Source organism: Vagococcus martis, assembly GCF_002026305.1.
Taxonomy (GTDB): domain Bacteria; phylum Bacillota; class Bacilli; order Lactobacillales; family Vagococcaceae; genus Vagococcus; species Vagococcus martis.
The window spans coordinates 1,543,106-1,569,683 of sequence record NZ_MVAB01000001.1 but is presented as its reverse complement, the minus strand read 5'-3'; the positions used below and the strand labels follow the sequence as shown (position 1 = coordinate 1,569,683).

25 protein-coding genes, 3 pseudogenes and 1 riboswitch are annotated in these 26,578 nt (G+C 32.6%); of the genes and pseudogenes, 23 read left to right on the top strand and 5 right to left on the bottom strand.

The annotated features are described in order from the left end of the window. Window positions 1-148: 148 nt before the first annotated feature. From BW731_RS13015 to BW731_RS07605, 3 genes and pseudogenes are all read right to left on the bottom strand, one after another. A pseudogene (locus tag BW731_RS13015) lies at window positions 149-1,425 on the bottom strand (ISL3 family transposase). 195 nt (window positions 1,426-1,620) lie between these two features. Beyond that, the gene (gene tnpA, locus BW731_RS07610; RefSeq protein WP_079345029.1) at window positions 1,621-2,076 is read right to left on the bottom strand and encodes an IS200/IS605 family transposase; all 456 of its coding nucleotides are present in this window, start codon (window positions 2,074-2,076) and stop codon (window positions 1,621-1,623) included. A 566-nt stretch (window positions 2,077-2,642) separates the two neighbouring features. Continuing rightward, window positions 2,643-3,562: pseudogene (locus tag BW731_RS07605) on the bottom strand (tyrosine-type recombinase/integrase). 586 nt (window positions 3,563-4,148) lie between these two features. Here BW731_RS07605 and BW731_RS07600 point away from each other — a divergent pair. From BW731_RS07600 to BW731_RS07555, 10 genes are all read left to right on the top strand, one after another. Further along, window positions 4,149-4,679: a recombinase family protein gene (locus BW731_RS07600; RefSeq protein WP_158080179.1), complete on the top strand. Its 531-nt coding sequence runs from the start codon at window positions 4,149-4,151 to the stop codon at window positions 4,677-4,679. Window positions 4,680-4,759: 80 nt separating this feature from the next. Next, complete coding sequence (locus tag BW731_RS07595) at window positions 4,760-8,050, top strand: pectate lyase-like adhesive domain-containing protein (protein WP_079347053.1); 3,291 nt, start codon at window positions 4,760-4,762, stop codon at window positions 8,048-8,050. A gap of 56 nt (window positions 8,051-8,106) precedes the next feature. Beyond that, complete coding sequence (locus BW731_RS07590; RefSeq protein WP_079347051.1) at window positions 8,107-8,394, top strand: LPXTG cell wall anchor domain-containing protein; 288 nt, start codon at window positions 8,107-8,109, stop codon at window positions 8,392-8,394. Next, window positions 8,387-9,187 (top strand): WxL domain-containing protein, encoded by an 801-nt coding sequence (locus BW731_RS07585; RefSeq protein ID WP_158080178.1) that lies wholly within the window; start codon window positions 8,387-8,389, stop codon window positions 9,185-9,187. Before BW731_RS07590 ends, BW731_RS07585 begins: the two co-directional genes overlap by 8 nt. A 21-nt stretch (window positions 9,188-9,208) precedes the next feature. Further along, entirely contained in the window at window positions 9,209-10,027 is an 819-nt protein-coding gene (locus tag BW731_RS07580) for a WxL domain-containing protein (protein WP_079347047.1), read from the top strand. Window positions 10,028-10,122: 95 nt separating this feature from the next. Then, window positions 10,123-11,166, top strand: a complete 1,044-nt coding sequence (locus BW731_RS07575) for a DUF3324 domain-containing protein (RefSeq protein WP_079347045.1) — start codon at window positions 10,123-10,125, stop codon at window positions 11,164-11,166. 305 nt (window positions 11,167-11,471) lie between these two features. Continuing rightward, complete coding sequence (locus tag BW731_RS07570) at window positions 11,472-11,828, top strand: hypothetical protein (RefSeq protein ID WP_143592755.1); 357 nt, start codon at window positions 11,472-11,474, stop codon at window positions 11,826-11,828. A gap of 25 nt (window positions 11,829-11,853) precedes the next feature. Continuing rightward, on the top strand, window positions 11,854-12,576 hold the full coding sequence (gene lepB / locus BW731_RS07565; protein ID WP_079347041.1) for a signal peptidase I: 723 nt from the start codon (window positions 11,854-11,856) through the stop codon (window positions 12,574-12,576). 20 nt (window positions 12,577-12,596) lie between these two features. After that, window positions 12,597-13,085 (top strand): DUF916 domain-containing protein, encoded by a 489-nt coding sequence (locus tag BW731_RS07560; protein WP_079347039.1) that lies wholly within the window; start codon window positions 12,597-12,599, stop codon window positions 13,083-13,085. After that, window positions 13,049-13,609, top strand: coding sequence for a WxL protein host-binding domain-containing protein (locus tag BW731_RS07555; RefSeq protein ID WP_079347037.1), 561 nt, complete (start codon window positions 13,049-13,051; stop codon window positions 13,607-13,609). Before BW731_RS07560 ends, BW731_RS07555 begins: the two co-directional genes overlap by 37 nt. 180 nt (window positions 13,610-13,789) lie before the next feature. On the opposite strand, the gene BW731_RS07550 is transcribed toward BW731_RS07555, so the two are convergent. Next, window positions 13,790-14,842: an endonuclease gene (locus tag BW731_RS07550; RefSeq protein WP_079347035.1), complete on the bottom strand. Its 1,053-nt coding sequence runs from the start codon at window positions 14,840-14,842 to the stop codon at window positions 13,790-13,792. A gap of 165 nt (window positions 14,843-15,007) precedes the next feature. On the opposite strand from BW731_RS07550, the gene BW731_RS07545 reads away from it, so the two are divergent. From BW731_RS07545 to BW731_RS07530, 4 genes and pseudogenes are all read left to right on the top strand, one after another. Beyond that, on the top strand, window positions 15,008-15,745 hold the full coding sequence (locus BW731_RS07545) for a DUF4396 domain-containing protein (RefSeq protein ID WP_079347033.1): 738 nt from the start codon (window positions 15,008-15,010) through the stop codon (window positions 15,743-15,745). Window positions 15,746-15,830: 85 nt separating this feature from the next. Then, window positions 15,831-16,539 (top strand): annotated as a pseudogene (locus tag BW731_RS07540) (MgtC/SapB family protein). 108 nt (window positions 16,540-16,647) lie between these two features. Then, window positions 16,648-17,172: an HdeD family acid-resistance protein gene (locus tag BW731_RS07535; RefSeq protein WP_079347031.1), complete on the top strand. Its 525-nt coding sequence runs from the start codon at window positions 16,648-16,650 to the stop codon at window positions 17,170-17,172. 64 nt (window positions 17,173-17,236) lie between these two features. Next, on the top strand, window positions 17,237-17,644 hold the full coding sequence (locus tag BW731_RS07530; protein ID WP_079347029.1) for a DUF4809 family protein: 408 nt from the start codon (window positions 17,237-17,239) through the stop codon (window positions 17,642-17,644). A 179-nt stretch (window positions 17,645-17,823) separates the two neighbouring features. On the opposite strand, the gene BW731_RS07525 is transcribed toward BW731_RS07530, so the two are convergent. Next, a complete protein-coding gene (locus BW731_RS07525; protein WP_079346507.1) occupies window positions 17,824-18,882 on the bottom strand; it encodes an IS30 family transposase in 1,059 nt (352 codons plus the stop codon). 179 nt (window positions 18,883-19,061) lie between these two features. Between BW731_RS07525 and BW731_RS07520 the strand changes: the two genes are divergently transcribed. The 9 genes from BW731_RS07520 (at window position 19,062) to thiD (ending at window position 26,482) form a co-directional block, all read left to right on the top strand. Next, complete coding sequence (locus BW731_RS07520) at window positions 19,062-20,009, top strand: hypothetical protein (protein ID WP_079347027.1); 948 nt, start codon at window positions 19,062-19,064, stop codon at window positions 20,007-20,009. 85 nt (window positions 20,010-20,094) lie between these two features. Next, window positions 20,095-20,183: riboswitch (TPP riboswitch) on the top strand. A gap of 217 nt (window positions 20,184-20,400) precedes the next feature. Then, the gene (locus BW731_RS07515) at window positions 20,401-20,967 is read left to right on the top strand and encodes an ECF transporter S component (protein WP_079347025.1); all 567 of its coding nucleotides are present in this window, start codon (window positions 20,401-20,403) and stop codon (window positions 20,965-20,967) included. After that, entirely contained in the window at window positions 20,964-22,394 is a 1,431-nt protein-coding gene (locus tag BW731_RS07510) for an ABC transporter ATP-binding protein (protein ID WP_079347023.1), read from the top strand. The genes BW731_RS07515 and BW731_RS07510 overlap by 4 nt, the downstream gene beginning before the upstream one ends. Next, window positions 22,333-22,986: an energy-coupling factor transporter transmembrane component T gene (locus tag BW731_RS07505; RefSeq protein WP_079347021.1), complete on the top strand. Its 654-nt coding sequence runs from the start codon at window positions 22,333-22,335 to the stop codon at window positions 22,984-22,986. The genes BW731_RS07510 and BW731_RS07505 overlap by 62 nt, the downstream gene beginning before the upstream one ends. An 11-nt stretch (window positions 22,987-22,997) precedes the next feature. After that, window positions 22,998-23,684: a thiaminase II gene (gene tenA / locus BW731_RS07500; protein WP_079347019.1), complete on the top strand. Its 687-nt coding sequence runs from the start codon at window positions 22,998-23,000 to the stop codon at window positions 23,682-23,684. Further along, entirely contained in the window at window positions 23,665-24,210 is a 546-nt protein-coding gene (gene thiW / locus BW731_RS07495) for an energy coupling factor transporter S component ThiW (protein ID WP_079347017.1), read from the top strand. The genes tenA and thiW overlap by 20 nt, the downstream gene beginning before the upstream one ends. After that, window positions 24,197-25,024 (top strand): hydroxyethylthiazole kinase, encoded by an 828-nt coding sequence (locus BW731_RS07490; RefSeq protein ID WP_079347015.1) that lies wholly within the window; start codon window positions 24,197-24,199, stop codon window positions 25,022-25,024. The genes thiW and BW731_RS07490 overlap by 14 nt, the downstream gene beginning before the upstream one ends. Continuing rightward, on the top strand, window positions 25,021-25,671 hold the full coding sequence (gene thiE / locus BW731_RS07485; RefSeq protein WP_079347013.1) for a thiamine phosphate synthase: 651 nt from the start codon (window positions 25,021-25,023) through the stop codon (window positions 25,669-25,671). The genes BW731_RS07490 and thiE overlap by 4 nt, the downstream gene beginning before the upstream one ends. Further along, window positions 25,661-26,482 carry a bifunctional hydroxymethylpyrimidine kinase/phosphomethylpyrimidine kinase gene (gene thiD, locus BW731_RS07480; protein WP_079347011.1) on the top strand — a complete coding sequence of 274 codons (822 nt, stop codon included), beginning with the start codon at window positions 25,661-25,663 and terminating at the stop codon, window positions 26,480-26,482. Before thiE ends, thiD begins: the two co-directional genes overlap by 11 nt. The last annotated feature ends 96 nt before the right edge of the window (window positions 26,483-26,578 follow it).

Sequence of the window (26,578 nt, the reverse complement as noted above, 5' to 3'; positions counted from 1 at the left end):
GTCCTTTCTACCTAATGTTTTTGTTTGGTACTTAAATTTTACTAGATAGACGACATGTTTTTAAATAAAATAAACTAAAAAGGGCTGATGAATCGAATTTTGATTCATCAGTCTTTTAAATTATAGAGCCGAAATTTCTCTCGCTTTTTTATTTAACCTGAAAAACTTGATTTTGAATCAAAAAGATACGTCGTTTGAATAGTAGAAAGTTTCGATAGCCATAGGCCACACGTTTAATCACTTTAATTTTATTGTTAATGCCTTCTAAGAAACCATTTGAATAGGAGTATTTAAAGGCATTCATGACTCCTTGGGAGAACTTACCAAATATCTTGAATTTATCTTTAAAATACTTTGGTAATTCAACAGGTATCTTTGAATATAACTCTAAAAATAAGACATAATCATTGGTTCTATAAGCATACTTCAATTCTTGGATAAAATGATACGCTTTGTTTAATAGAGAACTATAAGAAACTCACTCATCTACCAATTCGGTAGATGACATATTTCTCTTGAATAAAGGACGATAATAAAAGTGTTTATAGTTTAATTCAGAACTGTCCTTTAAAAGGAGTTTCCAATAACCCTTTAATCTTCGATACTGCTTTCCTTCCTCTTGATTGTGGCGTTTTAATTGATTCATTTCTTTTATTCTTAAGGTGTTGAAAGAGCGGTTAATATGTTGAATGATATGAAATCGATCTGTGACAATTTCGGCGTTTGGAAAGACTGTTTTTAATAGTTGACCGTAACTTGCATTCATGTCCATGACCAAAAATCTTACTTTTAAACGTGATTTTCTGAAATACTTCATAAAGTAAGAAACCAACTTATGTAATCTTTTATCAGGTAAGATATCGATTATTTTTTAGATGTCGCATCAGCACAAATAAAGCTCATTCCAGCATGACAATCAGAAGTAGAGCTAAACTCATCTACACAAAGAGCCGTGGGCAAGAAGTTAAAATTCGGTTGCTGATTATTGGTAAATGATACTAACACACGTTTAACAGTATTTTCAGAGACACTGTGGCATTCTGCGATTTCTTTACGTGATCGATTACCTTTTAAGTCAAAAGCAATTTGGTATTTAAGCTGTTTAGAAATTTGACAATAGTCATCTACTAGAGAAGTAGAAGCACTGAAAGTTGATCCACAGTTTCTACAAAGGTAACGCTCTCTGTGAAGTTTCAGATAAGTTGGGCGACGTTCAACTTCAGGCAATTGACTAATGGTTTGATACGTTCCATTTTTAACGGATTGATAACATCCACATTTCTGGCATTGCTTATCTTTATTCACTAATCTTCCTGTAATCATGTTAACTGAGCGGTTGTTTCTCGCTTCGCGAGACAACCAATCATCATTAAAAATAAGAGAATCATCTGTTAAATTGAGTAGTTTTCTTGTATTATTATCCATAGGGGTATTCTCCTTTGTAATGTTAGTTATAGTCGACTTAATTTTACCAATAAGAATGCCCCTTTTTCTATGCCTAAAGTAAATATCCACCCGTGAAAACGGGTGGCTTTTTAATAGCCCTAGAAGGGCTCATTACCTACATACTCTCTAAAGAGAGCCTTTTAAAAGACCGCCAACCGCAATTCGAGAAACTTTCTATTTTTTAAATGGATCCATGTATTCACGTTTACTTATACTATCTCTTACTCTATCATCAGACTCTTGTTCTCGAATATATTTTTGGATTGTCTTCTGATTCAATCCCACAGTACTCACATAATATCCTTTAGACCAAAAACTTTTATTTCCATATTTATATTTCAAATTTCCGTGTTGCTCATGAATTAAGACAGCACTTCTTCCTTTAAGAAATCCCATAAAACCTGACACCGATTGTTTTGGAGGTATTTTTACTAGCATATGAATATGATCTGGCATTGCGTGTGCCTCTATTATTTCTACATCTTTCATCTCGCATAACTTTCTCAATATTTTTCCTATATCTTTCCTTAACTCCCCATAAATTACTTTCCTTCTATATTTGGGGGTAAATACTAAATGATACTTACAATTCCACCTTGTGTGTGCTAAACTTTTATCGTCATTAGACATAAAGAAACTCCTTTCGATACTCTTATTGCGGTTGATAGCCACTTTTTAGTATATCGAAAGGAGTTTCTTAACGCTAAAGCTATTTCTTCCACGCGCAATACGCGTGGTTTTTCTGTTTCGCACGATTTCGTGCTCAACTGACTAAAGTCATTAATAAAAAATCGCATTGATAGAATTTAATCTATCAACACGATTTAGTGTACAGCCTCAAAATTCGATTCACCAGCCCTTTTTAGTTTCTAAATTTATAGTTCATAAAATTAAAAAGAACTTGGTATGATTGTGCGAATAAGAGGAACTTTATTTCCTGGTATACTGAATACTAAGATAAGAAGATTATTGTTTTATTTATTAATGTTTATTGATTCGTTTGACGATTGTGACGGCTAATAAATATTTACTATTTTATATTAGTGGAATATTTTTAACTTCAATCGATATAAATACAATCATGTAAATAGAAACCTCATAAAAAAGATAGCGCTTCCATTTTAAAATAACAACTAAACATTGTCACTTTATTAAAAAAAATTTTTAAATTACAATTTAGAAATAAACAAACTCTTTTAATTAGCTTTTTTATTTTTTTCCATCTGAATAATAACACGTTGACGACCTTCTAAAAAAGAATCGGTATACACATCTAATGTTGTCTTTGAAGAAGAGTGTCCTAAGAGTCTGCTAACAGAAGCAACATCTGGACTGGATTCAATACATCTGGTCGCAAAGGTATGTCTTAAACTATGAAAATGAGTCTGAGTAATTTGGGCCTTTTTCTTTAGACAAGAAAAGTAATATGTAATCAAGCGTGGTTCAGACGGACCCATATGGTTTGAACAAACATATGAACTAGTAGATTTTTTTTCCATCTTTTTAAATATTTGTAAAGTGTAAAACTCATTGGAATAGCTCTAATAGCTTGATCAGTTTTAGGGGAGTCAACTATTATAACGGTCTTTGCACCTCCATTTTTTCGTTGAATTCGTTGAACTGTTTGTCTCACATAAATCATTTTCTTATCTAAATCAATGTCTTTCCAACGTAAAGCGGAAACTTCTCCAATTCGAAGGCCAGCATCTAGTGCTAACAACACTGGTAGACCTTGATATAACGGGCTAGCTTTAGCTACTATTTCTAATTGTTCTTGTTCCTTCCTCGACAAAGATTGTGGTGACTTTTTAGGAATTCTTGGTAGTATAATACCGCGACATGGAATTTGTAACAGCAAGCCTTGTTCACAAGCATCGATTAGTGATTTTTTCAAAATATAGTACAATACACGAATAGTTGATGGTTGTAATCCTTCCTCTAGCCATTGGTTAATTGACTTTTGAATATTTTCTGATGTTAGCTGATTTAATGGGATATCCCCTAATAAAGGAAACACATATCGTGTTAGTTTATAACTATATGAACTATAAGTAGATAACTTAAGTTGAAGCCTTTTTTTCCTTAACCACTTCATTGACCACTCCTCATAAACCATTGCACAATCTCCTTTAGAGTGAATAATATCTTCGTAGTATGAACAGTAAGAATACAGTTTTGATTTTACTTCTTTATAACTTTTACCGTATACATAACCATATTTCAACTGCCCATTTGATTTTCGTCCCTTTTTATAGCGACCTTCCCAGCGACCATCTTTTCGTTTATAAATATTTTCTCCTTTTCTTGACATCTGTTTTCTCCTTTATAATTGACGGCTTAAATGACGATTAATAAATATGACTAAAACTGCTTTATTATTTTACTTAAAAAGTAATATATGTCTTCAAATAAATAAAAAAATGAAAAAATTATTAAAATACTTGTTTTTTAAATATACATTATGTATAATTTAAATAGTTAAACAAATTAGTTTCTTAGTATTCAGTATACCAAGAAATTAGTATTGGGTTGTAAGATATTATTTTTAGAGTTTAATTATTTAGTGTAGACGTTTTTAATGTAACTGCATTAGTAAATTATGATTTTATAAGTTACTAGATATCGATAACTATAGTAAGTAATATGTCAAGGATTTATTTGTAATTATAAAAAAATGTTAAAGGATGGGACTGTTATCTAAAATGACAAAATTTGGTTATGTTCGTAAGGATTATCCTGATGAAACTCTATCACAAGTTAAGAATATCATGGAATATGGATGTGATGAGTTATTTATAGAAAATAGTGATTTAACATTAGATAAAGAATTATTTATACTAATGAATCGTCTTTCTCAAGGAGATACATTAGTGGTATCAAGTCTTTTAGTATTTGGAAAATCAAGTAGTGAGTTTCACGACATTATTAGTTCCATCATACAAAAAAAAGCTGAACTGATTAGTATTAAAGAAAAAATTAATACGAAGCAGACTTATTCTTTTCAAACAGTTTTAAAATTATTAGATATGGTCAATAAAGAAGTTACTAGCAAAAAGATTAAACAACAATTAATGAGACTTAGAGAAAATGGAAAACAATTAGGACGCCCTACAGTCGATCAAGGGACAATTGATATGATTAAATTCCTCAGAAAAAACAAACAATTGAATTTACGTCAGATTGCTGAAAAATGTGATGTGTCAATTGGGACAGTTCATAAATATGTTTCTTAAATAAATATAAGTAAAAAATCATTTAATATTTTATACCAAAGCAATATGTATATAAGTACAGTTTTTATGGGGGGATAAGGATGAAAAAAAATATTTTATATTTAATTTTAATATTTATAGGAATGCTTATTACAGCAAATATATCATATGCTGAAGAGCTAAATACGCCATATGTAGAAAAATATAAATTAACAGGTAAAACAACAAATGACAATTATCAGAAGACGTATTCCGAACTCAACAAACAACAAAATGACGATTGGAATGCTAAGTATAATTTTAAACCCGAAACGAATGTTAAAACAGTTTCAACATGGAATGAGTTTAAGAATGCCTTTCAAGATAATAATGTTTCTAAAATTATTTTAAATAATGATATTAAAGCGAATAGCGCAGAACGATTAGACAGACAGGAATCTATGGAGCTTGATGGTCAAGGTCATGAATTACATCTGAATCGAGGCACAATTAATGTTGACTCACTTCCAAATATAGAGAGTTTTACAAAAAAGTTTTCATCTGTTCCAGTTTTTCATATGCATGATATAAAACCTGTTCAGGATGATGCAAACGATCCTACCCAAGCAGCTACAAGATGGGCTTATTTAAATGGCGGAAGAGGTTTAGAAGGCGATGGAGTTCGTAATACCCAACGGGGGATATGGCAATATCGTATAGGTAATCTTATTACACCTACTAATGGTGATGGACAAAGAAATCAGAAAATAAACGGACGTTTAATAAACGCTAATGGTGGACATATTAGTATTTGGGGTTATAACAAAGTTATTTCAGCTGCTGAAAATTTCTATACTGGAGGAATAACATATGACCCTTTCACGTATTATATTGGCGAAATAGCTCATTATAATTATTCAACAATATGGTTTCTAAATTCACGTGAGAATTACAATGGCTCTCCGGGTGAAGAAAACTTAACTATGACTGAAAATTTCGATATCGGTGACAATTCTTTTGTTTATCTACATAACACTGGAAATGGAGAATCTTTCCCTGGAGTGTATGAACATTTCAACAATATTAATGTAGGTGAGTATGCTACATTTAATGTGAATGTACCAGGAACTGCTGTTGCGTTTAATCATAACAACTCAACTTTTTTAGGAAAAAAAGGGTCTAAGGTGAATCTTCTATCTAGAGCGGGAAGCGCAACTATATTGATGAGCAATACACAGTCGACTCGTCCAACTCCTTCTACTAGTCAAATGAAAAAAGTAAACTTTACTATGTTGGAAGATTCGGAACTATATGTCTATGGTAACAATAGGTATGGAGTAGTTGCTTATGATAGGAGTGTGCCAGACGCCGTTGTATCTTTGGAGAGTTTGGAAGCATTTGATATTACAAATACAAATAAAAATCGGTTTGTAGGCGCAAATGGTACGGCAGCATCAAATCAAAATGAAGGACATATTTTTAAGGTTTCAAATTCTGATATATCTTTATGGAAAAACAACACAGATTTGAATCATTCCCCAGATTATGATGTATCAGAGGTAGGCTTATTTCAAGTTGATACAAAAGGAAACTTTACAACAACTAGTGATGAATTAAAAACAGTTTATAAAATAGATGATTTCAGCAGAATATCTGGAATGAACACAGTGCCTCAGGTTGAGTGGAATCCAGTTACTGATGCCGATTATACACAGAAAGCTAAGGTGTTTTTAGGTGATATACCAATCGGAGGTAGTGACCCGTTTGATGAATACGGAGATGCAAAAACAAAACCTGTCTACGCTGATGAAATAAGAAAAGCGCAAGTGAAATTTACTGATACTTTGGGTAATGAGCATATAGGAGTATCAGAATCAGATAATTATGTTTATTTTAGAAAAAATGATCATAAAGTAGCTGGATTTCAAAAAGCAGGTGAGATAATGAGTGCAACGCCTTCTCGAGTTAACGGAAATAATGGAGGGACATATCGTGAAGGTGTTTTAAGGAAAACAAGAGTTATAGATGTTACACCACCAAATCCTGCTGAGCTAAAGAGTAACAATATAGTAACTAATTCAGATAGGCAGATTAAAGGCCAAAATGGTGAACCGGGCGCTTCTGTTTATATGTCAATAAATGGTAAAGAAAAACAGAAAATTGCTACTGTTGAAGCTGATGGATCATGGAGTTATCAACTAGATAGCTACCTAGAACTTAATGATAAATTAGTGTTTTATGTGGAGGATAAATCTGGAAAGGCTCCTGATTCAATAGTAGAGGGGAAAGTCACAGTGCCGTTAGACCCGAAAGTGCCAGCTACAAATAATGAAAATGGGAATATTAACCCAGATAAAGAAACGTCATACCGAGATGCTGTGTTTAAACCAGCACTGATAGTAACAGTTAAAGATATTATTCCAAGAACACCAAATATCACAAAGGATGTTGAATCTGATACACCAGAGAATGTATCTAAAGATAAACAAGTAACGCAAGTTGGAAGTACCTTAACTTATACGATAACAGCCCAAAATATAGAACCAGAAAATAGTGACAAAGTATTATTGAATACTGTTATAGAGGATGAAATTCCAATGGGACTAACTTTTGATTTATCTAAAGTAACGGTTACTAAAAATGATATTGAACAACCGACAGATACGTTAACATATACTGAATATTCTGAGGAAGAAAAGCAGACCAAAAATAAGCAAGGAAAATTGACATATTCCGCTCAGGACTTACAACCTCAAGATACTATTAAATTAACGATAAAAGCTATCGTTAATCGTGATGGTGTTGGAAAAGTTATTAATAATACAGCTAGTATTATAGGCAAATCACCAAGATTAGAGAATATTAATGATGATACGTCGAATAATATTGAAATAAAGAACAATGCTAACGTTGATAATCCTGGAGGGACTGTGTTTGGAGTATTGAGTTTAATTTCTGCTCCAGAAAAATTTGATTTTGGTAAAGTAAAATTAACTGATTTTAATAAAGTGCAAGCTGTTGATATGAAATCGACCGAAAATCCGGTAATACCACTTGTTGTTGAAGACACAAGAGGTATCAAAAGTAATTGGCGAGTGACAGCAACTTTAATAGAAGAAATGAATTACACCAAACCAGGTGAAAGTACACCAAGCGACACGCTAACTGATTCTTTAAGCTTTACCTATAAAAATGTAAATAATATATTAAGGCTTAATGTTCCAGTAACTGTTTTTGATAGTAAAGATGACACAGTTAAGGATGAATATAAAATATCAGAGAATTTTTGGCAACAAAATAATCAAGATAATACTAAACAAGATGGATTAAAAATGAAAGCTAATAAAGTCCCAACTGCAAATGAATATAAAGGAAAATTAGAGTGGACAATAGAAGATGTCAAAACTAATTAAGGAGGGACTATTATGGTGATTAAAAAAAAGTAAAGTATATCATTTCGATTGTTATAATGTGTGGTTTATTACTACCAATAATAGTTGAGGGTGCTACAAAAACAAATGAAGGTAAAGTAACAGCAGATATTGAATTTTTTAATTCGACGGTAGACTCATCAACTCAAACATCTTCAAAAAAAGAACAAACGAGTGAATCTTCTAAAAAGAAAAGTGGAGGGCTATTACCAAAAACTGGAGAAAAAGTTATTAAATATTCAGTTGTATTTGGAGGAGCAATCGTAACCGTAATAATAGGTCTAATCTTTTTCAAAAAGAAGAAAGTTGGTGAGAGGGTTGAATAAAAAAATTATATCAGGCTTACTCTTCTTAACTTTAATACAAAGTACTACTAAACTTACTTATGCAGCAGATGCAAAAAATACAACTGGAAATGGTATTGTACAATATGAAGTAAATGATGAAAAAACTGTTCCTGTTGATCCAGAACATCCAGAGGAAGCTATAAATGTACCCGAAAGTGAGTATACTTCAACTTCAGGATTGTTGAGGTTTGATTTTATCCCTAATTTACACTTTGGAGCACAAGCAATTAGTTCAAAGGATAGTGTCTATGAAGTAAATGCACAGCTATTCTCTGATACTAGGAGTGCTCGCCCTAATCATGTTCAAATTACGGACAATAGAGGGGAGATATCAGGTTGGGAGTTATCTGTTAAGCAGGATACTCAATTTTATAGTGATGATGATAAAAAGGAAGAATTAAAGGGGGTGATTTTATCTTTTGACAAGCAGTGGGCAAATTCAACAATGAGTAAAGAATACTCACCTACTATTGTAAAAGATGCTATAAAAATTGAACAGATTGGTGCTTCATATCCTATCGCCAAAGCAGAACCAGGAAAAGGAGCTGGAACCTGGGAAATCGTTTTTGGTTCAACAGGGGAGATTGAAGGAATTGAAAAAACATTAACACCGTTACTAAATGCTGAAGGACAACCAGTAACCAATCCATTATTTAATAATAATGGTGTATACAAAAATTCAGCGATTAGGCTGTTTGTCCCAAGTAAATCGACAAAACATCCAGCAAAATATAAAACTGAGCTCACTTGGACATTGTCCGAGTTGACATAAAAAAATTAGGAGGATTTTAAAATGAAAGCAAAAAAATTAGTTTCATCTTTAGCATTATTAGGATTGGGGGTATCTTTATTCGCACCATCAACACTTGCGGCAGCCGGAGCAGCAGATGCTAAAAATGTTACCGGAACAGGTACAATTCAATATCAAGAAGATACTACACCTGGTGGAGGCCCAGTAGACCCTGAAAAACCAGAAACAGATCCTGATAAAAAACCAACAAACCCAGGTGACGGACAAGATAATAAGAACGACGGAGCTCTACGTGTTGATTGGGTATCTAATTTAAATTTTGAGACACAAAATGTAACAACCGGAACAGGGGTATATAAAGCAACAAAACAAACAATAACTAAAGCTGATGGTACACAAGCTGATCGTGGTAATTTTGTTCAAGTAACAGACAAAAGATCAGCAGATAAAAGAGGCGATGGTTGGAAATTAAGTGCAAAAATGACAAAACAATTTACTAATTCAGTAAACGAGTTAACAGGAGCAACAATTAGCTATGATAATGCTTTTGTAAATACTGAAATAAGTGATGCTAAAACAGCAATCGATTTGCAAAGCCCAGGAAGCAAAACATTAAAATACAATGAATCTGTTGATTTTCTAGCTGCAGATAGTAAAACTGGATGGGGTACATATACATTAGAATTTGGTAGACCAGTATATGCAGGAGATTCAGTAGTTCCTGCTAATGAGACAGACACAACTGGAAATTCTGTAACACTAACTGTTCCAGCTGGTACACCTTTATCTACTAAAGATGCTTATGTAGCAGAAATTACTTGGACAATTGCTGAAATTGGTAGTTCAAGTACAGAAGGATAAAATATTTTCTAATTAATAATCATAGAAGCACTAAAAATACTTTTTTTAGTGCTTCTATTTATGATAATAAAAACTTTTTTAAGTGAGGATAGGTCATGAAGTCAAGATATAAATTGGTAGTAACTTTTTTTATAGTTTGCGTCTTTTTTATAGTCAATAGTTTTACTGTTTTTGCAGCAACTGGTTTTTCCAAGAAAGTCATTCATCCAGAAAATCAAGTTGGAGAAGGGGAAGCACTAAATCTATTAATGAAACCAGGTCAAAAACAACAAGTTGAGGTTGAAATAGAAAATTATGGTGATAAAGAAACGACAGTTTTAGTTTCCTTAAGTGGAGCGAGAACTAATGGAAGTGGTGTAATTGAATATTCCAAAAGTGATTTTAAGAAAGATAAAACCATGGAATATGATTTATCCGATGTGGTCAAAGTTCCAGAGGAAGTTAAAGTTCCTGCCAAAGGGAAAGCCATGCTGGTTTTAGATATTAGTATGCCAGATGTTGAATTTGATGGAATTATCACTGGAGGAATCCAGTTAATGGAAAAAGGTCAAGAGGAAAATAAAGAAAAATCTGCTGCCGCAATTAATAATAAAATGGCTTTTTTATTTGGGGTAACATTATTTAATAATCAAAAAGAAGTTCAACCGGACTTTACTCTAAGGAAAGCATATGCAGGTCAAGAAAACTATAGAAATGCTATGTTAGTGGATATTGCGAATACTCAGCCGATGATTGCCAATTTACGAACATTAAATGTAGATATAACAAATAAGGGTAAAAAAGATGTTTTGTATACAAGAAAAAAAACGGATATTTCTATGGCACCGAATACGTTAATGACATTTCCAATTAGTCTTAATGGTGAATTAATGCAAGCGGGTGAATATACAGCGCATGTCGTCTTAAAAGGATATGGAAAAGAATGGAAATGGGATCAGGATTTTACTGTAACGGATGAACAAGCAGATAAATTTAATCAATCTGATGTTTACGTTGTTCAAGAGAGAGGCATTAATATTAAACTTGTTATTACAATAGTAGTGAGTGTATTAGTTGTTATTATAGTGATTTATATGATTTACAGATATATTACTAAAAAGAAAGTATCTAAAAAAACAAGTAAAAAAAGAAAAAAATAGTAAAAGGGTGTAATTAATATGACTTTATTTGATTGGTTGCTGATTATTGGTTTTTCAATCACTATTTTACTATTTATTAGTTTTTTTGTATTTTTTTCAGAAATCTGATTTTATCTGGAAAAATAAAGAAATTAAAAAATATAAAAAGAAAGAATAAGAAAGTAAAGAGAGAACTAAACAATATTACTAAAATAAAAAAAATATATATACGTAGAGTCTTTCTTTCAATTATTGGGATAATTATAGTGGGAGGATCAACTTTTTATTTAAAGTGGTATCAGTCGACTAATTTGCAAGATGAAGATATGGATAATTTAGTTTTTGGTTATTATTTGTTAAATCAAGTAGAGGAACAGCTTAAAGTAGCAGAAAAAGATGACTCTAAAAAAACGGAAGAAAATATTCATTCATTAGCCCTAAAAATATCTACTTATTCTTCTAAAAGTGGAAGTGATAGAGGAACAAAAGAATCTCAAGTATTATTAAATAGATATTACTCTAGATTAGGTCAATTTGGTGTCAACGTTGCCGCTGAAAATTTTAATAATATAAAAAGTAATATAGGGGAGTACCAAGAGGATATAAAAAATATAAAATCTGTCCAGAAACAAGCACTAGAGTATTATAAGATTAATGAGGACTCATTAAAGCAAAAAAAATAATGTATAAAAATATTTGGTGAACTTAATGACTTTTTTTAAATTTAATATGATAAATAATTTACTCGACATGTACGAAAAGAAATCCAAAAAGGTATTAATCAAAAAGAATAAAAAGAATAAAAAGAATAAAAAGAATAAAAAGAATAAAAAGAATAAAAAGAATAAAAAGAATAAAAAGAATAAAAAGAATAAAAAGAATAAAAAGAATAAAAAGAATACAACTTTTTTTAAACTATTTGACATAAAAGTCTTTAGTATATCTATGAGTATTGCATTTATTACGGTGATTGTTTCTTTTCAATTTTTCTTCTCAATTGGATATATGGATGGTTATTCTATGACGCCTAATATTCGTAATAATGACATATTAATTATAGATAAGCATGCTTCTATAAAACGTTTTGATTTGATTTATTTTAGAAATCCCAATAGGCCTAATGAATATCTAGTTAGAAGGGTAATTGGTATGCCTACAGATAAAATAAAATATAAAGATGATGAATTATATGTGAACAATGTAAATATAAATGAACCGTATTTAAATAATAAAAAGAAAATGATGGAGCCGATGATACTTACTGAAGACTTTAGTTTACAAGAAGTAGTTGGTAAAGACGAGGTGCCAAGTGACTATTATTTTGTTTTAGGAGATAATCGAAATAGTACTGTTGATAGCAGGGATTTTGGCTTTATACCTAGAGATTCAGTTAAAGGAAAAATATCATCTAAGCTATCAATACGAAATTAATTGATGAAAGAGTGTAAAAAATGAAAAAAATAGTGCTTTCTATCTTTATTATATATTTTATGTTAATAACTTTAGAGATTAGTGTTAATGCTTTAAATGAAGACAGTGTGTCTAATGAACTAAAATTTTCATATTATAATGAAATACCTAAAAATCAAATTGATAAAGAGGCCACATATTTTGACTTAGAAGTAAAACCAGATAGTAAACAAACCTTAATAACAAATGTCAAAAATGAAACGAATAAATCATTAAAGGTAGATGTTTCTGTTCAAAATGCATCGACCAGTTCATCTGGAATCTTGAATTATACAGTACCTACTAAAATAAAAGAAGAAGATGTTTTAAAACTAACTGATATTGTAGATGTACCTAAATCAATTGAATTAAAACCGTATGAATCTAAAAAATTAGAAATCAAACTTAATTTGCCTAAAAAAGAGTTTGACGGTATTATTTTAGGTGCTGTAAAATTACAGGAACAAAAAAAAATACTTCTAGCCACGTAAGTAATGAATCTGTTTCAATAGATAACGAGTATTCGTATGTTTACACTATATCTTTGAAAGAAAACAATAAGGAACTGAGTACTAGGTTTAAAGATAATGACAGCTTTGTGAAAAATAATTATATTAATGTTAGTTTTAGAAATGATGTTGCAAAAATAGTAAATAATATTAAAATAGAAAGTACTTTAAAAAAGGAAGGATCAGATAAAGTATTAGATACCTTTTCTGTTGATAAGTACACTATGGCACCTAATTCAGATATAGAGATACCTATGTTTGACAAGGCTAACTTAGATGATGGAAACTATATTACTACTACAACTATAACTAACGGGAAAAAAAATTGGAAGTTTACTAGTAAAATTAAACTGGATTCTAAAGAAACAGATGATATGGATAGTATAGTTGAAAGTAACAAAGAAGATAGTAATAATAAATTTATAATAATGGTTTATATAGTAATAGTATTTTTCTTATTAACAAGTATTTTGTATTTTATTTTAAAAAAGTATAAATTTAAATAAAGTTATTAAATTATTCATTTAAAAAATGGCTCTGTTAAATTGGACTGATGAGTTAAATTTATAAGATGATAAACGTGAGAGCAATCTCAGATTTATCATCTTTTTTGGCTCTATAATTTCTACTGTTGGTAACACAATTTACCGACAGTAGAAATTTTACAGCTATAGATAATAGTAACACTAATCTTGTAAATGAATAATGGTTTGTACAGGGTGATGATCAGTGTATTTGAAGTTGTAGTCAAAACTATTCGTTCGTTTAACTTTGATATTATCTGAAACGATAAAGCCATCAATCACATAGACTTGAGAGGATTCATAATTACCAGTAAAAGCATGGTTTAATACTCTGACTGATGGATGGGTATCATCATATGAAAAAGAGAAATGGTCAGGGATATCAGTTGAACTAATACTCCCAGGTTTCCATCCATTCTGTCCTGTGTTTGGAAAGGGATGACTTCCATCAAAGACTTGATTAAAATCTCCCCCGGCAATGACATAATTACCTTTGTTATATTCTGTTTCAATCATTTTTTTTAGTAATTTACTTTGTTCGATCTTCCCTTGTCCGTCATCATAGGCATCCAAATGTAAATTAAAAACAACTAATTCTTTTTTGCTATCCTTAATAGGAAATCTTGTTTCAAGCAATGCACGTTTTAAATTAGCTAGGCTGATTGGCCATGGAAAAGGATTTGGTAATGCGATACGTTTGGCTTCATTCATATTTAAGTTAGTCATAGTCGCTATACCACTTTCTACTTTGCCAATTGGAGGTAAGGGAAAGGGAACATAGGGAACATTGAAATTGTAAGCAAAAACACTAGGCATATGAAGTGATGTTGACAATATACTTTTTTGATTTATATAATATGAGCGTTTTGAATTAATATCGACTTCTTGTAAAAGATAAATATCAGAAGGATGCTCTTTTAACATGTTTATAATACCAGTTAAGTTTTGTTTTATAAACTCACTTGATTTTGGTTGAACCGTTTTTCCACCATCCATAAAAAAATCTTCGGAGTTAGATAAGCCCCCATAACCAATATTTAGTGTTAACAATGAAATATCATGGTGCTTTATTAACTCTTTTTTTCCATTCGTAATGGTTAAATCTTCCATTTTTTTAGGTTTGTATTCATTTACAGTGAGATAACCAATAAATAACAATATAATAATTAACGAACTCACCATAACTCCAACGATTATGTTTAATATCTTTTTCATATTTTCTCCTTTATGTCAGTAAAATGACTAAGATTTATTATAAAACAGATTAGAGTAATTAAAAATAAGATGTTGTCATTTTTAAGATTAAAGTCATTGGAAGATCACATTTTTTTCGAGGTAAGCCTCTATACTGAACATAATTCATTAGAAGGAGGTATCATTATGTTAACTATACCCTATTGGTTAACAGCTTTATCGTGGGTTAGTATCATACTCGCAAGTATCTGTTTTATTTATATTGTATGTGATATCATCAAACATCCACAACAAATGAAAATAATGACTCTTGTTTGGCCATTAACAGCTTTATTTGGTTCAATTATATGGGTTATAGCTTACAAAAAGTGGGGTGAAAATAACTCATCACATGAGATGGTAATGGATGGTTCGATGAACATGGAAAATTCAATGAACCCAAAACCGATGGCTGTGTCTGTTTTTATTGGAACATGTCATTGTGGAGCTGGATGCAGTTTAGCTGACTTGATGATAGAATGGCTTTTATATTTTTTTCCAACACTCTATATTTTTGGTGGCTATCCTACTATTTTCTCTCAAAAATTATTCTCTGGATTTGTTTTAGCCTTTATTCTTGCACTTTGTATCGGCATTATGTTTCAATATTTTGCTATTGTGCCTATGAAGCATTTGTCTAGAAAAGAGGGGATTTTAGCGGCTATAAAAGCAGACACATTGTCTTTATCTTGTTGGCAAATCGGAATGTATATTACGGTATCATTATGTCAATTAGTTGTATTTCCTCATTGTTTTGGAGGAGCGATTCCCCCAACAAGTCCAGTTTTTTGGTTTATGATGCAGATTGCTATGTTAGTAGGTTTTTGTACAGCATATCCAATGAATTGGTTTCTTATAAAAACTGGTGTAAAAGAGCGAATGTAAAATCATTGTTATTGGTATGGTATACAGTGAAGATAAAAATGTGCCAATGGTATAATAAAGTTATCAGAAAAAAGGAGGAGTTGTAATGACTTTATTGGCATTATTTCAAACTGTTTTAAGATTAGGGTTGTCGATTGTCATGGGAGGGACAATTGGCTATGAGCGAGAACAAAAGAATCGGCCAGCAGGAATGAAGACGCATATATTGGTATGTCTAGGTGCGACAATTATTGCATTAATTCAGCAAGAAATAGCGCAAGAAGCAATTCGTTTAGTAAAATCAAACCCTGATATTGCTCATATTGTCAAATTTGATCAGTCGAGACTAATTGCTCAGGTTGTAAGTGGGATTGGTTTTTTGGGTGCAGGAACGATTATTGTGACACGACAACGTATTACGGGATTGACGACGGCAGCTTCACTATGGTCATGTGCTGCAATTGGTATAGGATTAGGAATGGGATTTTATTTGGTTACGATACTAGGCTTTCTTTCAATTATGTTTTCTCTTTCTTTGGTTAAAAGGATTATTACAGTGTCCAAAGTTAACAATTTAGAAATTCAATATGTGCATCGAAAGGAAACGAAAGATTTTATAAATCATTATTTTGATGCTCATCATATTGAAAATAGATGATGTGACGTTTGAAGTACAAATTATAGATGGTGAAAAGTATTATAAAAATGTGTATACAATTGATTTACCAAAATCATTAACTTATGCAGATGTTATCGAGGAGTTATCAATGTACACAAATGTACGAGAAATAAGATTGGTGGCTATTAGTGATTAAATAATGATATATTATGTTATTTTTAGATTGAAAGTGTAATTTCTTGCGAATTTAGTTACAAAAGAATAGTATGATAATAAATATAGAAGTTAAGAGAGGAAGAGGATTATGTCAAATGAACGAAATGGTTTTGATTGGTTTTCATTTTTACTAGGGATTTTATTTATTTTTGCTTCACTTACGTCTTTTCAAGACCCAACAGGAAATTTAGTAGCCATTGTGGTCGTGTTTGGAATGTTTGCTATTATAAAGGGGATTTTTGAATTATTTTTAAGAAAAAAAGTCAGAGAGTTTACGGGAATATCTTCCACAATGCCAATTATTGTTGGGGTATTTGATGTAATTGTTGGAATTTTTTTATTGTTTAATATCTCAGCAGGTGTCATTGCATTACCTTTTGTTTTTGCTGTTTGGTTTTTAGTAGATTCTTTTGTTGGTTTGTTTAGTTCAGGTGCCTTAAAAAACAGTAGTACAGGTTATTATTGGTTCTCTATTATTATTAATATTTTAGGTGTGATTGTTGGGTTTATGTTATTAATGAATCCGGTATCGTCCGCTTTAACCTTAAGCTTTTTAGTAGGATTTTACTTTATGATGTTTGGTATTACAGAAATCACATATGCTTTTCGTTAGAAGATTAGATTACTATGTTATAATATAAACAAATTAATCATAGAAAAAGCAAAGGTGAGATAAAATGGAAAAAATTGTCATTCATTGTACCACAGAAATTGTTCATGGTGGATGTAATGTTTGTCCAACAACTGCAACACCGACTTATGATGTAGAGATAGCTGGAAAAACAACCGCCATTCCTAATCTTGATGTTGTTTCCTTGTTACGTCCAATTTTAAGAGAACATGGTTACAAAGAGCGTCAAGAATATGACGTAGCTGGGGATTACGATGTATTTGAAAACACATTGAATACCGTAAATATTTTTGAATCTTATCAAGGATTACGTTTTGAAACGCAATCTGGTGAAAAAGAAGTTAAACAAACTTATGAGTCAGAAGATGAGTTGTTTAAAGTGGTAAATGAGTTGTTAACTGATTTATTTAAACTTGAGGCAATTGAGTTTGTCACAGATATACCAGAAAATTAAAAAAACAATGGCACGTTTGTTCATTTGAATAAACGTGCTTTTATTTGTGTCTTTATTTTTTTATATACTCCTATATAGTAATATATTGATTATTTTATAGAATTTCTAAATTGCAATATTAAGTTAGCCACCTAGGTAAAAACATCTAATTTTTTGTGTTATTCTATTAAAATCCATCCTTACCAACATGTTTTGATTTTAAGCTTTTGAATTTCTTCTAAAAATAATGTAGCTGGTTGTCTATAATTTAAGATTTTACGTGGTAAAAGATTAATTTTTTCAGTAGCCAGTTGAATGAATTGTTTTGAGTAGTTGCAGATTGGAGTTCCTTTCGGAATAAATTGTCTTAATAAACCATTATGTCTTTCATTTGTACCTCGTTCCCAAGAAGAATAAGGATGAGCAAAATAGACATCCGTTATTTGTTGGAGAGTATCATGAAGCGAGCTAAATTCACTACCATTATCAGCAGTAATTGATTGAAACATCTTGCTAAAATTAACTTGTCCGAACTCAGATTTTAATTGATTAACAGTATAACAAACAGACTCTTCTGTATGATCATCTAAAACAACAGTGATCATGTAACGCGTTTTTCTTTCAACAAGAGTAAGTATAGCATTATCATCTTTAGATTTTGAACCAATAACGCTATCTATTTCCCAATGACCAAAGTTTTTTCTATCATCAACTGTACTTGGTCGTTCATCAATCGATTTTCCTAGTTCTTTTTTATGCTTACGACTTCTTTTCTTTTTAGGTGAGAGTCTGATCTTCATCTTGAGATGATGGTTTCTAATAGGTAAAAAGCCACTATCAATATAATTATAAAGTGTCTTAGTAGAGACAGTAGGTGTATTCCAGGTCCTCATGGACTTGGTAAAACCAACAATTGCATCTGGTGACCAATTAAAATCAATAATCTGTTTACAGGCATAATTAATAAAGTCAACAGCACTGGCTAGCTTAGAATTAGCACCACAACGCTTTCTATTTTCTATATATTTAGCTTGTCCTGTCTCAGCAAAATAGAGTTGTCTAGGCTTTTTATTTTCTTTGATTTGCGTTGTTGTACCACGTTTTAGCTCATTGTTTATTGTTTGATGGTGTCGACCTAATCGTTTACCGATTGCTCTATTAGAATCACCTCTATTATGCCAAACTTCAATAAGTTGTCTTTCTTCAAAGGAAAGATGTTTATAAGTCAATTTTTGTGTGGTATTCTGAATTTGCGCCATGATAAAAATTCCTTTCGTTGTTGGGTAGATACTTCAATGATACATGAATTTTTACCATGGTGTTTTTTTATTATTTTAGGGTGGCTAACTTGATTCTACAATTAACCTATTTTATAGAATTATTGAATATAAATATATAAACTTATTCTAGTTGATTAAAAAAATTAGGAGTGAAGGTATTGGAGAAAGAAAATGTGGGTTATAAGATTAAAGAGATGATGAGAACAGAATGGTTTTTAATCATTTCACTAATTGTATTTTTTCCTTTAGGATTGTTTTTACTATGGAAAAATAACAGATACGGTAAAAAGACTAAGGTAGCATTGAGTATTATTTTGCCGTTGAAATTTATTTGGTTTATTCTGATGTGGATATTTTTAATTAGAATCATTGATGTAAATCAACAGTTACGAGAACAGATTAGATTCGCATATGGAGACATAGATAAACAAAAGTCTTTATATTATGATTATAAAGAAAAAATGTCACCATACGAGCAACTCGCTGATGCTGATTTAGAAAAACAACAGAAAAATGTTGAGATAGCTCAGAAAGTATCTAATCAATTAAGTACGCTACCAAGTGTGACGCTTATAAGTCTAGAGCATAAGGAAAAAGTGGAACTAGCGAAAAAAGCATATGAACAATTAAACGACGAACAAAAAGCATATGTTGATGGAACAGTCATTAATGAATTGTCTGATAAAATAAAAGAGCTTGAAGACAAAGCAAAAAAGGAAGAAGATGAACGTAAAAAACAAAAAGAAGAGCAAGATAAACGAGCGAAAGAAAAAGCTGAGGAAGATGCTAAAGGCTATGATACAGGTATTACGTATCAACAGTTAGCTAGAACACCTGATGATTATATGATGAAAAAAGTTAAGTTTTCTGGCAAAGTAGTTCAGGTATTAGAAAATGATAAAGACACACAACTTCGTATAGCAGTTGATGGAAATCATGATACTATCGTGTATGCCGAGTATGAAAGTAAACTCGTTTCATCACGTGTTCTAGAAGATGACTATATTACAATATCAGGTTATTCAATGGGACTATTGAGTTATAAATCAACAATAGGTGGGACAATAACTATTCCATCAATAGTCGTTAAAAAAGTAGAACAATAATTTTAACACACTATTTTTATAAACATTTGTGAAAATGGTTGGCTATTTTTATGAAAGCGTGTTATATTTGAGTAGAATTAAATACTAGAAACATTTGGGGTGCGTAAAGCTGAGATTATACCCATGGAATCTGCTCCAGTTAGTACTGGCGAAGAGAAATGTATCATTTATGATGAAAACATTGAACCTAGGTCTATTTACGCCCATCCAATTTATTTGGACGGGCTTTTTTATTGGAAAAGTGTCAATTTTTATCAAGATGAATCATCAAAAGCAACTCTCCTTTGTTTCTTATTATAGAAAAAAGGAGGTTTTTTTATATTTAAAATTAACACTTATTTAGTATATTTTGATGGACATAAAGGTAAATAAAATTAGGGAGATGGGTAAAATGAAGGAAAAATGGACGTTACGTCAGGTTGTTTTGTTAGCATTATTAGCCTTTTTATTTGGTGGTGTATTTATGGGAGCAGGATTTTTATATGCTGGTTTATCAGCTGTATTAACGCCCCTTGGGTTAAGTCCTTTTGCTAATGAACTATTATTTGGTTTATGGACAATGGCTGCACCGATGGCAGGGATATTAATTCCTAGAAAAGGAAGTTCAATTTTAGGAGAAATGTTGGCTGCATTAGCAGAGATGTTGTATGGAACATATTTTGGACCAGGTGTTCTTATTTCAGGTTTTTTCCAAGGTCTTGGAACAGAACTAGGGTTTATGGTAACACGATATAAACGCTACGACATCGTGCCATTATTCTACGGAGCAATTGGCACAACGGTCTTAAGTTTTGTGTATGAATTTTTTAAATTTGGTTATGGAACGTATTCAATTAGGATGATTTTATCACTTCTTGCTGTGCGATTTTTGTCGGTGACGTTCTTTGGCGTTGTTGTTGTGTCAATGGTCATGAAGCTTTATAACCGATCACAAGATCTTTCGGTAGTAAACGAATGAGAGGAATTGAATTAAGTGAGTTGACGATTAAACGTGGCGACAAAGAGGTGTTACGTCAGGTTGACTTTGGTTTTTCTCCTCATGAATTTATTTTGCTATCTGGTGCCAGTGGTAGTGGTAAATCAACGTTATTAAAAGCCATTGCCGGATTTGCTGATGTGTCATACTCGGGCACGATTACCGTTGATGGAAAGAGTTTAACACAAGCGAGTATGTCTGATAAGGCTAGACAGATTGGCATGATGTTTCAAAATCCAGGGCAACAATTTACAATGAAAACACTACGTCGTGAAATTATTTTTGTTTTAGAAAATTTGCAAACAAAACCTAGTGATATTACGGAACAAATGCAAGAAGCCGTCCTATTAGCCGATACGACAGAATTATTAGATAGGCAGTTATCTACGTTATCAGGTGGGGAAAAACAACGTGCGGCATTAACAGTTCTCTTAGCGATGAGAAGTCCATTTTTATTATTAGATGAGCCGTTTGCCAGTATTGATCCTAAAACAAGAAAATTATTAATTCAACAGTTACATCAATTAAAACATCAAGGTAAGACGATTATTATTTGCGACCATGATTTTAATGATTATGCTGAAGTGGTTGATACATGGGTGACACTAGATAATCAAGTATTACAAAACGTTCCATTAGCTCTTTTAAAGCAAGAACAGACAAATGTGCTATTGACGGATCATAGAGCGCCAACAGATGTCATTTTAAGATTAGAGGATGTCAGATACAAGCAAAATAAACGCGAGCTACTAAGTCAAGATTCTTTTCATTTTTCTAAAGGAATCACGACACTGACAGGAGATAATGGAACAGGAAAATCAACGTTGTTTCGTTCGATAGCACAATGTCATCGTTATAAAGGCAAGATGTTTTTATACGATAAAAAGCTTAAAAAAAGCCGTACGCTATATCAGACATTATCCTTAGTTACTCAAGAAGCGGAAAAACAATTTGTGACACTCACACCAGCTGAAGAATTTATTTATAGCGAGTATCAGTGGGAGGACGCTAAACGTCAAAGACAGGAAGCGATTGAGTTTTTAGGATTGGAACCACTACTTAATCGAAGCGTGTTCCATCTAAGTGAAGGACAGAAAAAAAGTATTCAATTATTGACGATGTTGAGTTTAGATGTGCCGTTTTTATTATTAGACGAGCCGTTTTCAGGTTTAGATGAACGTGCTGCTAACTATTTTGCTAATTGGTTTAAAAGGCAAGCAAACAGACAAGATATGATGATTATTTCGCATCGATTGGCACCACTTCATGGCGTTAGTCAACATCATGTGCATTTAGATAAGAAACAATTATGGCAACAAGATTATTCGGTTGGGGAGGGGATAAAGGATGTCAGTGACGAAAAGTTCTGCTTTAGTGCTAAGCGGACTACTACTACTTTTGACTATTGAATTATCATTTACCTCATCTATTCAGTTAAATTGGTTTGTTGTGTTAGTCAGTGCTTTATATCTTATTAGTAAGAAAAAATGGTTTGGGTTGTTTGGTTTAGTTTTTTTTCCATTAATTCCAGCTTTAGGAACGTATTGGTCAGTTTATCTATATGGAAATAATCCTGATTATGGTCTTGTTCTAGTGAGTCGAACCTTTGCTTTTGCTGCCATTGGCATGGTGTTTGCATTTGGGGTCGACTTAGAAGAATTACTCTTAATTTTAGAGCAAAAAAAATTACCAGCGTCATTTGTTTATGGCATTTTAGTTGTTTTACATGCGATGCCTGTGATTCAACGAGAGATTGTGGCACTAAGAGAAGCCAGTTTATTTCGTGGAAAAAAACTCCATTTTTATTCGCCATTGATGTATTTAAAAGTGATTTTTGTCGCTAATCATTGGCGGGACAGTTACACAGAAGCCATGTTTTCAAGAGGATTTGATGAAGAAGGCGAAAGGACGCATTACACACAATATAAAGTGTGTCCTAAAAGTTTAGCTACATTAGGCGTATTAACGGTTATATCACAATTTATATTAATCATTACTTAGGAGGAAGAAAGATGTTTACAAACATTGCACGAGAGAAATCAGCACCTTATTGGGAAGGAAGTTTTACTCATCCATTTGTCGCAGGACTTCAAGAAGGAACGCTATCAGATGAAGCATTTCGCTATTATTTGATTCAAGATGGGTACTACTTAGAACATTTTAGCAAACTTCACCGTTTGATAGCAGAACAAGTAGAAGATGAAGAAGTAAAAGAGATGTTACTAACAGGAGCGGATCACTTAAAAGAAGGTGAGATGAGTATTAGAGAGGATTTCTTTACTGAGTTAGGCATTACAGATGAAGAAGTTGCTAGCACTGAAATTGCCCCGACTGCTTATAATTATGTGTCGCATATGTATCGTCAATTAATTGATGGCACACCAAATAGTGCAGTCGCAGGGTTACTACCGTGTGCGTGGTTGTACCAAGAAATTGGGACTGAATTAATTAAAACAGGTTCTCCTCATCAGTTGTATCAACGATGGATTGAAACGTACTCTGGTGAAGAATCAAAAGAAGAAGTCGCTCATCAATGTGCTTTACTGAATCGACTGTACGAAGAAAGCGACAAGGAAGAACAAGAAAAAATGATTGAGGCCTTTTATGTGAGTGCTCAAATGGAATACCTGTTTTGGGAAATGGCATACACACATCAAAAATGGCCAGAAGGAGAAAAAGATGCCGTCTCAAACTACTAATTTAAAAAAACTATTGATTTTATCTCTAATGGTTGCGATGGATGTGGTGTTATCACCACTCTTTCGCATCGAAGGGATGGCACCAATGTCTAGTGTAATGAATGTGATTGGTGTGATGCTAATGGGACCTTTTTACGGCACGATTATGGCACTTGTCTGTGGCGTATTACGGATGATGCTTCTAGGCATTCCACCACTAGCCTTAACAGGTGCTGTTTTTGGTGCATTACTTGCTGGAATATTTTACAAAATTTATCCAACAATTTACAGTGCGATGTTTGGTGAGTTTCTAGGAACAGGAATTATTGGCTCATTATTATCCTATCCTGTTATGGCTTGGTTTACAGGAAGTCGTAATGGTATGTACTGGTTTTTCTATACACCACGATTTATTGGTGGTGCGGTGATTGGTTCGTTTGTAGCTTTTATCGTGATGAAAAAGTTAGCGAATGTACCAACGTTTCAACGAATTCAAGCGATTTTTTTTAATGAGAAAGTAGGTGACGAGCAACATGTTACGAGTTAATCAATTTCAAACACCCTTTCCTCTAATACCTTCTCCCCTAGTGCATTGTATTACGAACTCAGTGACATGTGAAACGGTCGCAAATAGTGTGTTATACATTGGAGGAAAACCAATTATGACAGAAGATACGCGAGATTTTTCAGATTTATATGAACAAGTAGGTGGCGTGTTAATCAATATTGGCCATTTATCAGAAGAAAAAGAAACAGCTATGGTATTAGCTATGGACGAGGCTCATAAACGTAACGTCCCTATCGTTGTAGATAATGTCGGCGTCTCTAGTTCAAGAATACGAAAAGAAGTAGCCAACAAATTATTATCTCTTGAACCAACTGTTGTCAAAGGCAATGTGTCAGAAATGCGAACGTTATGTAATTTAGCCAGTCATGGAAAAGGTGTCGATGCAGCAGAAGAAGACCAAGATTTGTTAGCGATGAAAGAATTAGAAGAAGGACTATTAGCACTAGCTAAAATCCATCCAAATACGTGTTTTTTAGCGACAGGACCAAGTGATTTAGTGGTGTATCAATCACAAGTTGTCTTGCTACAAAATGGCATTGAGGCATTAGATAAATTCACAGGGACGGGAGACGTCGTTGGGGCATTAATTGCAACACTTTTAGGTAGTGGGGTGGATGTATTGCCAAGTGTTTTACAGGCAGTAAGCTATTTTAATTTGTGTGGTGAAGAAGCATTAGAAATAGTTCAAAATGACGCGAAAATTGCGAGCATTCGCGAAGAAACATTGAATCAATTATCATTATTAAAACAAAATGAGTTATGGCAAAACAGGATAAAAGGAGATTGGTTATGATTGATGAGGCATTAACATTATATTTAGTGACAAATTCAGATGGGTTATCTGATGACGTCTTTTTAACCAGAGTAGAGGAAGCTTGTAAAAATGGTGTGACACTTGTCCAATTAAGAGAAAAAAAAGCTAGCACACGAGAATTTTATCAAAAAGCGTTAGCAATTAAAGGTATTACGGATAAATATGGCATACCTCTTATTATCAATGACCGAGTCGATGTGTGTTTGGCTGTTGATGCAGCTGGTGTGCATATTGGAGATGATGAGTTGCCAGTTGATGTGACACGTCAGTTGATTGGTCCGGATAAATGGTTAGGTGTCTCAGCTAAAACCGTTGAGCGAGCACTTGAGGCCAAAGAACAAGGAGCAGACCATTTAGGTGTCGGGGCCATGTTTCCAACAACGACGAAAGAAAATGCTCCAACAACGGATATCTCAGTTTTGCAAGATATCATTCACGCAGCACAATTACCAGTTGTCGCGATTGGCGGGATTAAAGAAGAAAATATGGCTGCATTACGTGATACAGATATTTCAGGTGTCGCGATTGTGAGTGACATTATGCAAGCTGATGATGTAGCGAAAAAAACACAAGCCTTAAAGAAACAGATTGTAAGTATAAAGGAGAAAAATCATCATGACCGTTAACCAAACCCCTCAAGTAGTAACCATTGCCGGAAGTGATTCAGGTGGTGGAGCAGGAATCCAAGCAGACTTAAAGACATTTCAAGCAAGAGATGTTTTTGGCATGAGTATTGTCGTTGCCTTGACTGCACAAAATACATTAGGTGTACAAAGTAGTTTACCGATACCATGTGACTTTGTTGCGGAACAATTTGATTCTTTGGCAGCTGACTTTCGTATTCGAGCATGTAAAACAGGGATGCTTGCCGATAAAGAACATGTTCAAATCGTTGTTCAAAAACTAAAAGAAGTGGATTTTGGCCCACTGATTGTAGATCCTGTGATGATTGCTAAAGGAGGGCATTCGCTATTACAAAAAGAAGCGGTAGATTGCATTAAAGAAGAGTTACTCCCACTAGCTTCGGTGTTAACCCCAAATATTCCAGAAGCAGAAGAATTAATTCAGCAAGAGATAAAAACAAGCGAAGATATGATTCAAGCAGCACACGTTTTACAAGAAATGGGTGTCAAAAATGTGGTAATAAAGGGAGGTCATTCAACAGATATTTTGGCAAAAGACTTTGTCTTACTAGAAAATGGTGAGACATTTTGGATGAGTTCAAAACGCATTGAAACGATTAAAACACATGGGACGGGCGATACATTTTCATCATGCATAGCAGCTGAAATAGCAAAAGGAAAGTCGGTTAAAGAAGCTATACACATTGCGAAAAGTTTTATTCAAGGTGCGATAGAACAAGAGATATTTGTTGGACATGGACATGGTCCAACGAATCATTGGGCTAATCCAGTTCAAGATATTATCATCGATTAACAGACTTTAAAATGGATGTTTATTATTGCCGAACTATCAAATAAATGTTACAATAATGTTACAAAGGAGTAACGAAGTTGTAATATTTTGTTGTTA

Excerpts from the sequence above, each read along its gene's own strand:
- tnpA (WP_079345029.1), bottom strand. The coding sequence starts at position 2,076 with ATGTCTAATGACGATAAAAGTTTAGCACACACAAGGTGGAATTGTAAG.
- BW731_RS07600 (WP_158080179.1), top strand. The coding sequence starts at position 4,149 with ATGACAAAATTTGGTTATGTTCGTAAGGATTATCCTGATGAAACTCTA.
- BW731_RS07595 (WP_079347053.1), top strand. The coding sequence starts at position 4,760 with ATGAAAAAAAATATTTTATATTTAATTTTAATATTTATAGGAATGCTT.
- BW731_RS07590 (WP_079347051.1), top strand. The coding sequence starts at position 8,107 with ATGTGTGGTTTATTACTACCAATAATAGTTGAGGGTGCTACAAAAACA.
- BW731_RS07580 (WP_079347047.1), top strand. The coding sequence starts at position 9,209 with ATGAAAGCAAAAAAATTAGTTTCATCTTTAGCATTATTAGGATTGGGG.
- BW731_RS07575 (WP_079347045.1), top strand. The coding sequence starts at position 10,123 with ATGAAGTCAAGATATAAATTGGTAGTAACTTTTTTTATAGTTTGCGTC.
- BW731_RS07570 (WP_143592755.1), top strand. The coding sequence starts at position 11,472 with ATGGATAATTTAGTTTTTGGTTATTATTTGTTAAATCAAGTAGAGGAA.
- lepB (WP_079347041.1), top strand. The coding sequence starts at position 11,854 with ATGACTTTTTTTAAATTTAATATGATAAATAATTTACTCGACATGTAC.
- BW731_RS07560 (WP_079347039.1), top strand. The coding sequence starts at position 12,597 with ATGAAAAAAATAGTGCTTTCTATCTTTATTATATATTTTATGTTAATA.
- BW731_RS07550 (WP_079347035.1), bottom strand. The coding sequence starts at position 14,842 with ATGAAAAAGATATTAAACATAATCGTTGGAGTTATGGTGAGTTCGTTA.
- BW731_RS07545 (WP_079347033.1), top strand. The coding sequence starts at position 15,008 with ATGTTAACTATACCCTATTGGTTAACAGCTTTATCGTGGGTTAGTATC.
- BW731_RS07535 (WP_079347031.1), top strand. The coding sequence starts at position 16,648 with ATGTCAAATGAACGAAATGGTTTTGATTGGTTTTCATTTTTACTAGGG.
- BW731_RS07530 (WP_079347029.1), top strand. The coding sequence starts at position 17,237 with ATGGAAAAAATTGTCATTCATTGTACCACAGAAATTGTTCATGGTGGA.
- BW731_RS07525 (WP_079346507.1), bottom strand. The coding sequence starts at position 18,882 with ATGGCGCAAATTCAGAATACCACACAAAAATTGACTTATAAACATCTT.
- BW731_RS07515 (WP_079347025.1), top strand. The coding sequence starts at position 20,401 with ATGAAGGAAAAATGGACGTTACGTCAGGTTGTTTTGTTAGCATTATTA.
- BW731_RS07510 (WP_079347023.1), top strand. The coding sequence starts at position 20,964 with ATGAGAGGAATTGAATTAAGTGAGTTGACGATTAAACGTGGCGACAAA.
- BW731_RS07505 (WP_079347021.1), top strand. The coding sequence starts at position 22,333 with ATGTCAGTGACGAAAAGTTCTGCTTTAGTGCTAAGCGGACTACTACTA.
- tenA (WP_079347019.1), top strand. The coding sequence starts at position 22,998 with ATGTTTACAAACATTGCACGAGAGAAATCAGCACCTTATTGGGAAGGA.
- thiW (WP_079347017.1), top strand. The coding sequence starts at position 23,665 with ATGCCGTCTCAAACTACTAATTTAAAAAAACTATTGATTTTATCTCTA.
- BW731_RS07490 (WP_079347015.1), top strand. The coding sequence starts at position 24,197 with ATGTTACGAGTTAATCAATTTCAAACACCCTTTCCTCTAATACCTTCT.
- thiE (WP_079347013.1), top strand. The coding sequence starts at position 25,021 with ATGATTGATGAGGCATTAACATTATATTTAGTGACAAATTCAGATGGG.
- thiD (WP_079347011.1), top strand. The coding sequence starts at position 25,661 with ATGACCGTTAACCAAACCCCTCAAGTAGTAACCATTGCCGGAAGTGAT.